The sequence below is a fragment of the Hymenobacter aquaticus genome (assembly GCF_004765605.1).
In the GTDB taxonomy this organism is placed as follows: domain Bacteria; phylum Bacteroidota; class Bacteroidia; order Cytophagales; family Hymenobacteraceae; genus Hymenobacter; species Hymenobacter aquaticus.
Window position 1 is genome coordinate 2,196,459 of the sequence record NZ_SRLC01000001.1, and the last position, 13,670, is coordinate 2,210,128.

The window sequence follows — 13,670 nt, forward strand, 5'->3', positions numbered from 1 at the left end:
TCCACAAGCTATTCCGCCCGGTGAAGTGTCAACTGATAAGCGTTAAATGTTAAGTGATTTAGTACTGCTTGTCGTCGAAATCGTCGATCAGCAGTCCTTTGGTGCGGCTGATGATATCCTGGAAGAACTTGCCCGCCCCGGAGGTCTTTTTCGGGGGCGCCGGCTGGGGCTGAGCCACGGGCTGCGGTGCTACCGGTGCCGCCGCCCGAACTTCGGGCGCCGGCCGGTAGGCGGTTTCCTCTTCCTCGTACGAACGGCTGATCCGCTCGTCGATGGAGCGGTAGCCCGACAGCACCAAGCCCACCGTGGTAGCGTACATCGGCGACTTTACTGCCTCGATCTTGCTCTTGCCCAGGTGCTCGTTGGGGTAGCCAATGCGGGTATCGAGGCCGGTTACGTACTCGGTGAGCTGCACCAGGTTCTGGAGCTGGGAGCCGCCGCCGGTCAGCACGATGCCGGCCGCCAGCTTGTCGCCGTGCCCGGTGCGCTGAATCTCGGCGTACACCAGCTCGATGATTTCCTCCATCCGGGCCTCGATGATGTGGGCCAGGTTCTTGAGCGAAATTTCCTTGGGAGCCCGGTCGCGCAGGCCTGGGATGCTCACGATTTCGTAGTCGGAAGCTTCCTCGGCAATGGCTTTGCCGAATTTCACCTTCAGCTGCTCGGCCTGGTTCTGCATCACGGCGCAACCCTGCTTTATGTCGCTGGTGACGATGTTGCCGCCGAAGGGCAACACGGCGGCATGCCGAATAATACCATCCTTGAAAATGGCCAGGTCGGTGGTGCCGCCCCCGATGTCAATCAGGGCGACGCCGGCTTCCTTTTCCTCTTCCGACAGCACCGACATGCTCGAGGCCAGGGGCTCCAGGATCAGGTTGTCGATTTCCAGGCCCGCCTTGGTGACGCACTTGTTGATGTTGTTGATGGCCGTGCTCTGGGCCGTGATGATGTGGAAGTTGCCCTCCAGGCGCACGCCCGACATGCCCACGGGGTCCATGATGCCTTCCTCGTAATCCACCTTGTAGTCCTGGGGCATTACGTGGATGATTTCGGAGCCGGGCGGGGTGACCAGGCGGTACATATCGTTGGTCAGCCGATTGACATCGTCGACGGTAATTTCAGTTTCGGCGGAGTTGCGGGTGATACTGCCGTTGTGTTGCAGGCTCTTGATGTGCTGGCCGGCAATGCCCACATTCACGACGCCAATATTGATTCCGGACTGTTCTTCGGCCTGCCGGATGGCCTTCCGGATTGCATCCACCGTCTTGTCGATGTTCGACACGATACCGCGCACCACTCCTTCCGACACGGCTTTGCCCATGCCCAGGATTTCGAGTTTGCCAAACTCGTTTTTCCGCCCTACCAGAGCGCAAATTTTGGTGGTACCAATGTCGAGGCCGACTACAATCTTATCGTTTTGCATGAGGAAGGAAGGACGAGTGGGGTGCGGTTGGTGCTATGTGTTTCAGATGCAAAAAACGCCGTTTTTGAGCGTTTACGCAAGGTTTCGTTACTCACAAATGATCTGGTCTTTGAACTCAACGTTGACGCGGTGGTACGTGTCCCAGCCCAAAACCGGAGGAATTTGACGGTAAAATACCATCAGTTTCGCAAATTTTTCCGAAATATTCTCCGGAAAGCCAAATTCTATTCGTTGGTCGCCTACCTGTTGCGTGAAGGAAACCTTGCCATTGGGGCCAATAAATACCTCCGCCACCTGCGCCCGCCAGAACGGATGCTCATCAATATAGCGCAAAAACTCGAGGTATTGGCTCCCGGTGGAATCTTGGAAAAAGCCAGCTTGGAGGGGTCCACCTCCCAGCCGGGAAATGGGCACCACGCGGGCCGTGAATAACGACGACAACGGCAGTTTCTTGCCCTCGGCGTCGAGGTAGCTATCCAGGCGAGTATCGGCGTGTACGAGACGGGCAATGGGACGGTTTTGGCGCACGTCGGCGTGCAAATTGCCGGCCAGGTCGCGGTACACTTGCGCTTCTTTCACGAAGCTGTGGGCTTTCAGGCGGGCTTCCAGGGCTTTAAGGTCCAGATCTTCGGGGTGGGCGCCTTCCAATTGCTGGTTGCCGTTGCGGGTGAGCAGCGCCGTTACTTCCCGCTCACTGATGAAATAGTTGTTGAACTCGTTGCCGATGGTTACGATAACCTGGCCCACGGGGCGGCGGGCCTGCCGGACGCCGGCAAACACGGCCAAGCCCGAGAGCAGCACGAGGCACCCGGTGGCGAAAATCAGATTATTGGCTTTACGCTTCAGCTCCATTCCAGCGAATATCTAAAATATTCCTTAGCCGTGGTACCAGCTGGTCGATATCACCAGCCCCGACGGTGGCTAACACGTCGAAAGTATCGTCAGATTCGGCCGCAGCCAGGACTTCGGCTTTGGTTTGCAGCGACTTTCGCGGCGCCGTTATTTGGGACAAAATCAATTCGGAGGTTACGCCCTCCAGGGGCAGCTCCCGGGCCGGGTAGATGTCGAGCATCACCACTTCGTCGGCTAGGCTCAGGCTCTGGGCAAAGCCCTCGGCAAAGTCGCGGGTGCGGGTGAAGAGGTGGGGCTGGAAGATGACGCGCAGCCGCTTGCCGGGGTACAGAGCCCGTAACGAACGAAGGAAGGCATCTATTTCCCGCGGGTGGTGGGCGTAGTCGTCCACGTATACTTTGTCGCCCTTGGTGACGATGAACTCAAACCGGCGTTTTACGCCCCGGTACGCGGCTACGGCCTTTTTCAACGGCTCCTCCCCTACGTGTTGCAGCTGCGCAACCAGGCAGGCGGCCAGCATGTTTTCCACGTTGTGGTAGCCTGGTACGGCCAGCGCCAAATTTTGCACGTTGCCGAGCGGGCCGTGCAGGTCGAAGCGGAACTGGTGGCCCTGGGCGGTAATCTGGTCGGCATACAGCTCCGGGCCCTGCTCGGGCGAGAGGCCGTAGCGAATCACCCGCACGCCTGCGGCTACCGACTCGGCAATGCTCTGGTCGGCGGTGTGGTTGAGGATGAGCGTGCCGCCGGGCTTGATCTGGGCCACAAACTGCCGGAACGACTCCACCAATGCCTCCTTGTTGCCATAGATGTCGAGGTGGTCGGCATCGGTGCTCGTGACAATGGCAATATCGGGGTACAGCGTCAGGAAGCTCCGGTCGTATTCGTCGGCCTCGACTACTACCGGAAGGTTGTCAGTTGTTCCTTGTTCGTTGTTAGTCGGGGGCAGCAGCACGTTGGAACCCAGGTTGACGGAAATACCGCCCAGGAAGGCGGCGCAGGGCACGCCGGCGTGGTGCAGCAGGTGGGCGACCATGCTGCTGGTCGTGGTTTTGCCGTGGGTGCCGGCCACGGCAATGGTGTAGCGGCCGGCCGTGAGCAGGCCCAGCACCTGGCTGCGCTTCCGGATGTCGTAGCCCTGCTCCCGCAGCCAGGCCCACTCCCGGTGGTCCTGGGGAATGGCGGGCGTCAGGATTACCAGGGTCTGGGCGCGGTGTTGGCGCACCTCGGCCGGAATGCTTTCCACCGCGTCGTCGTAATGCACTTGAATGCCTTCGGCGGCCAGGGCTTCGGTCAGGGGCGTCGCGGTTTTGTCGTAACCGCTCACGCGGTGGCCGTTGGCCTGAAACCAGCGGGCCAGGGCCGACATGCCAATGCCCCCAATCCCCAGAAAATAAACGTTCGGAAATGCGGCGACTGGGTTCATGCGCGGTCCATGAGGGCTAAAAGTTCATCCACGATGGTCGTGGTGGCATTAGGGTGAGCCAGGCGGCTCACGTTCTGGCGGAGCTGCTGCTGCCGGGCCGGGTCGTGGAGCAAAGCCAAGGCCTGGTCGTAGAGCTGGGCTGGGGCATCGGCGTCGGACACGAGCAGGGCGGCATCTTTCTCGACCAGCGCCAGAGCATTTTTGGTTTGGTGGTCTTCGGCCACGTTGGGCGAGGGCACCAGGATGCTGGGCTTGCCGGTCAGGCACAGCTCCGACACCGACAAGGCCCCGGCCCGGCTGATAACCACGTCGGCGGCGGCGTAGGCCAGGTCCATGCGCTGCACGAATTCCAGGGCCTGAAGCTTGTCGGCGGCAAAGGGGGCGGCCTGTTCGGCGGCTTTGGGGTAATAGAGCTTGCCGGTTTGCCACAGCAGTTGAATGCCGGCTTCTTTGAGGCGGGGCAGGGCGGCGGCCGTGGCTTCGTTCAGGGTGCGGGCGCCGAGGCTGCCGCCGATGACGAGCAGAGTCTTTTTATCGGGCGAAAGGCCGAAGAACTCCAGCGCCTCGGCGCGGCTGCCGCTGGCAATTTCGGTGCGCACGGGGTTGCCGGTCAGCACGAGCTTATCGGCGGGGAAGAATTTTTCCATGCCGTCGTAGGCCACGCATATCCGGTCGACGCGGCGGCTGAGCAGCTTGTTGACCAGGCCGGCGTAGGAGTTCTGCTCCTGAATCAGGGCCGGGATGTTGCGGGAAGTAGCGGCCAGCAGCACGGGGGCCGAGGCGTAGCCACCCACCCCCACCACGGCATCGGGCTTGAACTCTTCCAGCAGCTTGCCGGCTTTGCGCACCGAGCGGAACACCTTCACCGGGAACAGCAGGTTCTGGGGCGTGAGGCGGCGCTGCAAGCCGGCAATATCCAGGCCCACAATCGGGTAGCCGGCCTCGGGCACGCGCGTCATTTCCATGCGGCCGTTGGCACCCACAAACAGGATTTCGGCCTCGGGCTGGCGGCGACGCAGCTCGTTGGCAATGGCCACGGCCGGAAAGATATGCCCGCCCGTGCCGCCCCCGCTGATAATCACGCGGTACGGCCGGGGCTGGGAGGAGGCGTTATATAAGGACGTCTTGGGCACTTCGGAATGGTGAGATGGTGAACTGGTGAGCTGGTGAGTTTGAGGCTGTGGTGTGTGTGGCGCCGATTACGCGGCTTGAACGACAACTCACCACTTCACTATCTCACCATTTCACCGCTAGGCGTAGGCCGTTTTTTTCGGGATGCGGGGCGTATCGGCCGGCTCGCCGGTCATGGGGCGCACTTCCCGCTCGCCGCGGCTCACGCTGAGAATAATGCCGATGCTGATGCCGGTGAAAATCAGGGAGGTGCCGCCCATGCTCAGCAGGGGCAGCGGCAGGCCGGTAATCGGGCCCAGGCCCACGGCCACGCCCATGTTGACCATAGCCTGCAAGACCAGACTAAACGAGAGGCCCGCCGACAGCAGCCCGCCGAAGGCCCCGTAGCTGTTCATCACCGTTTTGAGCCCCCGGTACAGGAAGGCCAGGTACAGAAACAGCACGAAAGCGCCGCCCACAAAGCCGTATTCCTCGATGATGACGGCGTAGATGAAGTCGGAATACGGGTGGGGCAGAATGTTGCGCTCCGTGCTTTGGCCGGGGCCTTTGCCCGTGATGCCGCCGGTGGCAATGGCAATGTAGCTGTGCTCGAGCTGAAACGGCACCGGCTTGGTTTTGTCCGTGAAGTTCTCGATGCGCGACTGTACCGTTTTTAGGCGCTGCCCCGAGGCCAGCCCGATACCGCCCACAATGGCCCCGATGGCCACCATCACCGTCATCTGCTTGAGCGGCACGCGGCCAATGAACATCAGCAGCAGGCAGGTACCAAACAGCAGCAGGGCCGTGGAGGCGTTACTCATGATGATGATGCCGCAGATCAAACCCACCCACAGCATCACGGGCAGCAGCGTGGTTTTGAAGTCCTGCACGTTCTGCTGCCGGCGGCTGAGCATGCTGGCCACGTGCGAAATCAGGGCCAGCTTGGCTAAGTCGGAAGGCTGAAACGTCTGGTTAATCACCGGAATGGTGAGCCAGCGCGAGGCGTCGTTCAGGGTGGTGCCGCCCATAAAGAAGGTAAACAGCAGCAGCGGCACCGAGGCCAGCAGCGCGTAGAGCGACAGGCGTGAGTAGTAGCGGTAGTCGATGCGGTGGGCCAGCCACATAAAGGCCAGGCCGACCACAATCAGGCTGGTGTGCTTGAAGAGAAAGTACTCGGTGTTGCCGCTCATCTTCTTGTAGGCCAGCGTGCCGGTAGCCGAATACACCACCGCAATGCTGATAAACGAGAACAGAATCACAATGGCCCACAGAATCGGGTCACCTTTCAGATTCCGCTGCAGCCAGGTTTTGATCGGGTCCATGGGTAGTGTGATTTAGTGAAATGGTGATTTAGTGAGTTATTGTCTTGGCGAGTTTGATGTTCTGTTTGTGCGAATTGAACGACAAACTCACTAAATCACTAAGTTGCTAATTCACCTACCGCCGCCGCAAACTGCCGGCCGCGGTCCTCGTAGTTTTTGAACAGGTCGAAGGAGGCGCAGCAGGGCGAGAGCAGCACTACGTCGCCGGGCGCGGCCAGCGCAGCCCCGCGGCGCACGGCCTCGGTCATGCTCCGGGTTTCTTCCAAGTGGGGCACGATGCTGCCGAAGCTGGCTTTGAGCTTTTCATTATCCACGCCCAGGCAGATCAGGGCTTTCACCTTTTCTTTAGCCAGGGGCAGCAGACTCGTGTAGTCGTTGCCTTTGTCAGTGCCGCCGGCAATCCAGACGATGGGGTGCTGGATTCCGTCGAGGGCAAACCAGGCGGCTTCCACGTTGGTGGCCTTGGAGTCGTTGATAAACCGGGCTCCACCTATTTCCCCCACGGGCTGCAGGCGGTGGTCGGCGTTGCGGAAGGTAGCCAGGGCGCTTTCAATCTGCTCCTCGCGGAGGCCCGCCACCCGGGCGCAGAGCACGGCGGCCAGGGTATTTTGGCGGTTGTGCTGCCCGATAAGCGGCGAACCGGCCGTACTAATCTGCTCGGCTAGCTCGTTCAGGCCCGGCGCCAGGTTGGTGCAGAGCTCGGTTTCGGAGGTGTAGTAGCCGGCCAGCTGGTAGTCGGGGCGGTGGTGCAGGCCGAAGGGCAGCAGGTTGGTTTGGCTGAACACCGAAGCAAACTCCTGCTGAATCACCGGGTCGTCGGCGTTGTAGATGAAAAAGCCGCTGCTGTCCATGTTGCGCGTGATGCGCAGCTTGGCCTGGGCGTATTTTTCCAGGGAGTAGTCGTACCGGTCGAGGTGGTCGGGGGTGATGTTGAGCAGCACCGCCACCCAGGCCCGGAAGTCGTAGGTGTCGTCGAGCTGGAAGCTACTGAGCTCCACCACGTAATAGTCGTGCTCGTCGGCAATGACCTGCTCGGCCAGGCTGTAGCCCACGTTGCCGGCCAGGCCCACCTTCAGGCCCGCTTCCTTCAGCAAGTGGTAGGTCAGCAGGGTAGTCGTGGTTTTGCCGTTGGTGCCGGTGATGCAGATGCACTTGGCCCGGGTGTAGCGCCCGGCCAGCTCAATTTCGGAAATAACCGGAATCTTCTTTTCGCGCAGGGCCTGAATAACGGGCGCTTTCTCCGGAATGCCGGGGCTTTTCACCACTTCGTCGGCCGTCAGAATCTCGCTGAGCGTGTGGGTGCCTTCCTCGAAGGAAATGCCGGCCGCCGCAAGCTTCTCCTTATAGATAGGCTGAATCGGGCTTTTGTCGGACACAAACACGGTGTGCCCCTTGGCCTGGGCCAATAGGGCCGCCCCTACTCCACTTTCCGCAGCTCCGAGAATGACGATTTTCATGAGTTTTCAGTCTTAGATTTCACGCAGTGGTTCGCAGTGGTAAACCGCAGGGTCACGCAGTGGTCGTTCACTGCGCACCACTGCGCCTGCCACTGCGAACCACTGCGTGAAACTTCCATTAGCGCAGTTTCAAGGTAACCAAGGTGAAAATGGCCAGCATAATGCCGATGATCCAGAAGCGGGACACGATTTTGGACTCGTGGTAGCCCAGCTTCTGGTAGTGGTGGTGCAGCGGCGACATACGCAGCAACCGGCGGCCTTCGCCGTATTTGCGCTTGGTGTACTTAAACCAGCCCACCTGCAGCATCACCGACAGGTTTTCAATCAGGAATACGCCGCAGAGCACCGGAATCAGCAGTTCCTTGCGCACAATCAGGGCCAGCACGGCAATGATGCCGCCGATGGCCAACGAGCCGGTGTCGCCCATGAAAACCTGGGCCGGGTAGCTGTTGTACCACAGAAACCCGATGCAGGCTCCCACGAAGGCAGTACAAAAGATTACCAGCTCTCCGGAGTTCGGAATGAACATAATATCCAGGTAATCAGCCAGTAGAGCATTACCACTCACAAAGGCAAAAATGGCCAGCGTAACGCCGATAATGGCCGAGGTACCGGCCGCCAGCCCGTCGAGGCCGTCGGTGATGTTGGCCCCATTGCTCACCGCCGTGATAATCAGAATCACGATGGGGATGTAGAGGAAGCTGTAGAGGCCGTTGAAAAACGGACCGGCGTAGGCAAACAGATTGCCGTAGTTGAGCTCGTTGTTTTTGGCAAACGGAATGGTGGTAATCATCAGCTTCACGTCCTGGTACACGGTGCTGGCGTCCACGGCCGACAGCTGGCCGTTGGGCAGCAGGTACTGGCGCACGGTCACGTCCTTGCTGAAAAACAAGACCCAGCCCACCGTAATGCCCAGGCCAATCTGGCCCAAGACCTTGAAGCGCCCACTCAGCCCCTCCTTATTTTTCTGGAACACCTTAATATAGTCGTCCAGGAAACCAATCAGCCCCAGCCAGACCGTGCTCAGCAGCATCAGCACGATGTAGATGTTGTCGAGCTTGGCGAACAGCAGCACCGGCACCAGAATGGCCAGCAGGATAATCAGGCCGCCCATCGTCGGGGTGCCCTTCTTTTCCATCTGTCCCTGCAAGCCCAGGTCCCGGATACTCTCGCCCACCTGCTTCATCTGCAGCACCCGAATCAGGCGGGCGCCGAAGAGCTGGGCAATGATGAGGGAGGTAATGACGGCCATAGCCGCCCGAAACGATATAAACTGGAAAACGCCCGCGCCTGGCAGGTTGTAGTGCTTGTCGAGAAAGGTAAACAGGTAATAAAGCATTGGCGCGGGGTTCAGCGGGTCTTCAGTGGAGTTATTCCAAGCTGCAAAGATTTGGCTTTTTTGGGGTTGGACAACTGTTGCGTTTTTGCAGATTTTCTAGTAGCCACTATTTCAGAACGTCATTCCCCGACTCCGCTCGAAATGACGTTCTTTTGGCTTTTTTTCATTTTCCCAGCAGCGCAAACATTTCCCGCAGCACTTGCCGATCGTCGAAGTCGCTCTTGACGCCCTGCACGTCCTGGTAAGTTTCGTGGCCCTTGCCGGCCACCAGCAGGATGTCGCCGGGCTGGGCCAGGGCCACGGCCGTTTTAATGGCTTCGCGCCGGTCGGCAATGGTCAGCACCTTGCCCAGGTCGGCGGGCTGCACGCCGGCCTGCATCTGGGCCAGAATGTCGTTGGGGTCCTCAAAGCGGGGGTTGTCGGAGGTGAGTACCACGCGGCTGGAGCCCTGGCAGGCCAGATTGGCCATGATGGGGCGCTTGCCCGCGTCGCGGTTGCCGCCGCAGCCCACCACCGTAATAATCTGCTGGCTGGGCTGGCGGATGTCGGCAATGGTCGACAGCACGTTTTCCAGCGCGTCGGGCGAGTGGGCAAAGTCGACGATGCCGGTGATGCGCGTTTTCTCGGCCACGATGGTTTCGAAGCGGCCCGCCGCCGGCGTCAGCCCCGACAGGATGGTCAGCACTTCGGTAGGGTCCTCGCCCAGCAGCACCGCCGCCCCGTACACGGCCAGCAGGTTGTAGGCGTTGAACACCCCGATCAGGCGAAACTGCACGTCACGCCCGTCAATGTCGAGGTGCAGGCCGTGCACGGCGTTTTCAATCAGGCGGGCCCGGAAGGTGGCCGGACCGCGCAGGGAATAGGTTTCGCGCCGGGCCGCCGTGTTCTGCAGCATCACGCTGCCGCGCTTGTCGTCGGCGTTGGTCAGGGCAAACGCCTGCTTGCTCAACCCGTCGAAAAAGCCCTTTTTGGCCTTCAGATAGTTGTCGAAGGTACCGTGGTAGTCGAGGTGGTCGTGGGTGAGGTTGGTAAAGATGCCGCCCGCGAATTGCAGGCCGGTGGTGCGGTGCTGCACCACGGCGTGGGAGCTGACCTCCATGAAGGCGTGGGTGCAGCCGGCCTGCACCATGCGGGCCAGCAGCTCGTTGAGCCGGATGGCGTCGGGGGTGGTGTGGGTGGTCGGAATTACCTGCTCGTCAATCTGGTTTTGCACCGTGCTCAGCAGGCCCACGTGGTAGCCCAGCTCCCGGAACAGGTTGTGCAGGGCCGTGGCGCAGGTGGTTTTGCCGTTGGTGCCCGTCACGCCCACCAGCTTCAGCTGCCGCGACGGATGCCCGTAGAAGGCCGCTGCCACGTGGGCCATAGCCTCGGCGCTGCTGGCCACCTGCACATAGGTAGTGGCGTCGGCAAGCTCGGCGGGCAACTCCTCACACACGACCACCGAAGCACCCTGCTCCACGGCTTTCGGAATAAACTGGTGTCCGTCGGCCTGCACGCCGCGCAGGGCAAAAAACACCGTGCCGGGCTGCGCCTGGCGCGAATCCAGGGTGAGGCCGTGCACGGCCACGTCGGCCGAGCCGACCAGGGCGCGCACGGTTACGCCCGTGAGCAGGGAGGAAAGCGGATGCGAAGGGTTATTGGCGGTAGTCAAGTAGCGGGAGCGGCTTATAAACCACTTGTTTCGGGGTGTTCAACTCTATTTTCTCCGGTGCGCCGCGGACGGCGGCCCCGGCGCGGCGCTAGGCTTTGGGCTTCGCGGCTTCCGTTCGTTTGCCGGCCTGTTGGCTTAACCGGTACTGCGCCAGCCGCTTGGCTTTCAACGCCTTGATTCGCTTGGCTTCGTCCTGGTCGGCGGCGGTAATCAGCTTGTTTTCGGTGAGTTGGGTGGGTTCCGGGGCCGGCAGCGCCTTGGGCGCGGCCTCCGTTTTACTGCCAATCGGCTCCAGGGACAGCGTCACGACGGTGCCGCGCCGGATGCCGCTACCCGCGGCCACCGACTGCTGCCGCACCCGGCCCGTACCCAGAGCTTTCACGCGCAGGCCCCGGTTTTCGAGCAGAAACAGCGCGTCGCGCAACGTCAGGCCCGTCACGTCGGGCACGCGGCCGGGGCGCACGGCCACCGGCTTCCAGTCCACGGCATTCACGTTGGAGTCGGCACGGTTGGCCCGCACCCAGTCGTCGCCGGAGGCCTGGGAATGGTTGCTCACGCCCAGCTTCTGGCACACCAGCGTCAGCTCGTCCTGCAAGCCGGCCCGCACGTAGGGTACCTTCGATTTGTTGGCCGGCGCCCGGGCCAGCAAGGGGCGCTGGCTGGCCATGTCGCGGGCCATGGCTTTGTCGGCCACCTCCCGGAAGATGGGGGCCGCCACCTGGGCCCCCGACCAGTTGGCGCCTTTCGGCGAGTCGACCACCACGATGCAGCTGTATTTGGGGTTGTCGGCCGGGAAGTAGCCGCAGAAGCTGGTGGAATACTGCTTGGTATACTGGCCGTTCTTGAACTTCCAGGCCGTCCCGGTTTTGCCGGCAATGCTGTAGTCGGGCGTTTGAATGGCGCGGGCGGTACCTTCCAGCACCACGCCTTCGAGCATGGCGCGCAGTTTGATCAGGGTCTCGTCGGAACAGATTTTGGGAATCAGCACCTTGGGCTCGAAGCGCTCCAGCACCTTGTCGGCCTGCTTGATTTCCTTGACAATCATGGGCTGCACCTTCACGCCGTTGTTGGCAATGGCATTGTAGAACGCCAGCGTCTGCAAGGGAGCCAGCTTCAGCTCGTAGCCGATGCACATGGTGCTGAGCGACGTACGGCTCCACGACCGGTCGCGCGGGTCCTTAATGTAGGGCCGGGCCTCCCCCGCCATCTGGAAGCCCAGCGGCTTGTCGAGTCCGAACTTCTTGAGGTAGTCGGTGTACTTGTTGGGGTCGGCGGAGAAATGGTCGTTGACCAGCTTAGCCACCCCGATGTTGGACGAGTTTTCAATGACCTGCTTCACCGACAGCCGCCCGTAGGCGTGGGTATCGGTTTTCACGGCCCCGGCGATGCGCATGGAGCCGGTGCGGCCGGTATTCACGGTATCGTCGAGCGACAGGTCGGGGTTGTCTTCCAGCAGAGCCATCATCGAGGCCAGCTTGAAGGTCGAGCCCGGCTCGGTGCGGCCCTGGTCGGCAATGGCGTAGTTGTAATCTTCGCGGTACACGCCGTCGGCCACCTTGCCCAGGTTGGCCACGGCCTTGATTTCGCCGGTCTGCACCTCCATCAGAATCACGCAGCCGTACTGGGCGCTGTTATCCACCAGGGACTTATATAAGGCGTTTTCGGCCACGTCCTGGAGGTTGATGTCCAGGGTGGTTTTTACGTCGTAGCCGGGCTGGGGCTTCACTTCCGTCCCGTCGTAGATGGGCTTGTTGCCGCCGGGCAGGCGCTCAAACAGCGCTTCGCCGTCTTTGCCGGCCAGGTGGCGGTTGTAGGTGAACTCCAGGCCCGCCCCGTTCTTGTCTTCGTTCAGGAAGCCGATGGTGCGCTGGGCCAGGCCGCCGAAGGGCCGGAAGCGCTTATCAACTTTCTCGAAAATAACGCCGCCCTTGTTTTTGCCCGCCCGGAAAATAGGCCACTGGGTCAGCATCTTCTTTTCCTGGAAGTTGATCTGCCGGGAGTTGAGGCGCAGATAGCGGGATTTTTTGTTTTTGGCGTCGTTCAGCTTGCGGTAATATTCCTTGGGACTCCGGTCGCCGAAAAAGCGGGACAACAGCAGCGACAAGGAGTCGGCTCCGCCTCTGAACGTCTTGTCATCGACCACGCTGGGGTCCCAGGCCACCCGGAAGAAGGGCAGCGAGGTCGCCATAATGCTTTCGTTGTCGGAGTAGATGTTGCCACGGGTGGCAAACACGGGCTGGTACACGATGCGCCGCTCCTGCTCCAACGAGCGCCACTTGTCGCCCTCCTTGAACTGAATGCGCGACACCTTCCACATGATGGCGCACGAAAACAGGCAGACGCCCAAAAACGCCAGCCGAACGCGGGTAACGATGGATTTCTTAACGCTTCCTTTCATGGCTCTGGCGGGAAGAGTTGGATGATTTCTTAGTCGTAGCCGTGGCCGGGGCTGCTGCCGCCAGCGAATCAGCCAGGGCCGTCGAGTCGGCGGCCGACATAGCGGCCAGCGAATCGGCGGTAAGTACGGGCAGGGCTTCCAGCTCGGCCTCGTCGAGGCGGCCGGCGGGCACCGTAATGCGGAACGGCGGCGAGGAGCTTTCCACCAGGCCGTAGGCGGCCACCTTGCGGGCCACCTCGCTTTGCTTGCTGGCCTCCATGTAGTCCGACTTCAGCGTGGTGTAGTCGGCGCGCAGGTCTTCGGTTTCGAGCTTCAGCTTCTGAATGCTGCGGTTCATGCGGTAGCCCCAGTGGGTGTTGCCGATGTAGACCAGAATCAGAAACATCACGAACAGCACGTGCGGCAGGTATTGCACCGGCAGTCCTTCCCGGAAGATGCTGTCGACGCTGGTGAGCCGGTCCAGAACGGTAAAGACGCTCCAGGTGCTGCGCGGGGCGGCCTTTTTTGGCTTGGCCGCCTTGGGTTTGGGCTCCGGCTCGGCCTCGGGCACGGGCGTAGGCTCGGGAGCCGCCGCTACGGGCGCGGGCGCGGCTTCCCGGGGCACGTTGGCGCGGGGCGGCGTATTGGCGACGGGTTTGAGGGTATTGGTAGCCAAAATCTCGGGAGAGGAAAAGGAGGTTGGCGTATCAGCTTAA

The 13,670-nt window shown here is 61.1% G+C and carries 10 protein-coding genes; all 10 read right to left on the reverse strand.

Translation table 11 applies throughout. The features are described 5' to 3' along the window. Positions 1–58 precede the first annotated feature (58 nt). The gene (ftsA, locus tag E5K00_RS09030) at positions 59–1,423 is read right to left on the reverse strand and encodes a cell division protein FtsA (protein WP_135462895.1); all 1,365 of its coding nucleotides are present in this window, start codon (positions 1,421–1,423) and stop codon (positions 59–61) included. Between the two features lie 87 nt (positions 1,424–1,510). After that, positions 1,511–2,275, reverse strand: a complete 765-nt coding sequence (locus tag E5K00_RS09035) for a cell division protein FtsQ/DivIB (protein ID WP_135462896.1) — start codon at positions 2,273–2,275, stop codon at positions 1,511–1,513. Beyond that, positions 2,259–3,698: a UDP-N-acetylmuramate--L-alanine ligase gene (gene murC, locus E5K00_RS09040; RefSeq protein ID WP_135462897.1), complete on the reverse strand. Its 1,440-nt coding sequence runs from the start codon at positions 3,696–3,698 to the stop codon at positions 2,259–2,261. Before murC ends, E5K00_RS09035 begins: the two co-directional genes overlap by 17 nt. Further along, on the reverse strand, positions 3,695–4,831 hold the full coding sequence (gene murG, locus E5K00_RS09045; RefSeq protein ID WP_135462898.1) for an undecaprenyldiphospho-muramoylpentapeptide beta-N-acetylglucosaminyltransferase: 1,137 nt from the start codon (positions 4,829–4,831) through the stop codon (positions 3,695–3,697). Before murG ends, murC begins: the two co-directional genes overlap by 4 nt. Positions 4,832–4,948: 117 nt before the next feature. Further along, complete coding sequence (locus E5K00_RS09050; RefSeq protein ID WP_135462899.1) at positions 4,949–6,130, reverse strand: FtsW/RodA/SpoVE family cell cycle protein; 1,182 nt, start codon at positions 6,128–6,130, stop codon at positions 4,949–4,951. 98 nt (positions 6,131–6,228) lie between these two features. Then, a complete protein-coding gene (gene murD / locus E5K00_RS09055) occupies positions 6,229–7,587 on the reverse strand; it encodes a UDP-N-acetylmuramoyl-L-alanine--D-glutamate ligase (protein WP_135462900.1) in 1,359 nt (452 codons plus the stop codon). 118 nt (positions 7,588–7,705) lie between these two features. Then, complete coding sequence (gene mraY / locus E5K00_RS09060; RefSeq protein ID WP_135462901.1) at positions 7,706–8,926, reverse strand: phospho-N-acetylmuramoyl-pentapeptide-transferase; 1,221 nt, start codon at positions 8,924–8,926, stop codon at positions 7,706–7,708. Positions 8,927–9,089: 163 nt separating this feature from the next. After that, positions 9,090–10,577, reverse strand: coding sequence for a UDP-N-acetylmuramoyl-L-alanyl-D-glutamate--2,6-diaminopimelate ligase (locus tag E5K00_RS09065; RefSeq protein WP_394346318.1), 1,488 nt, complete (start codon positions 10,575–10,577; stop codon positions 9,090–9,092). Between the two features lie 88 nt (positions 10,578–10,665). Further along, positions 10,666–12,975, reverse strand: a complete 2,310-nt coding sequence (locus E5K00_RS09070; protein WP_135462902.1) for a penicillin-binding protein — start codon at positions 12,973–12,975, stop codon at positions 10,666–10,668. Beyond that, entirely contained in the window at positions 12,959–13,630 is a 672-nt protein-coding gene (locus E5K00_RS22950; RefSeq protein WP_210114289.1) for an FtsL-like putative cell division protein, read from the reverse strand. The genes E5K00_RS09070 and E5K00_RS22950 overlap by 17 nt, the downstream gene beginning before the upstream one ends. Positions 13,631–13,670 lie beyond the last annotated feature (40 nt).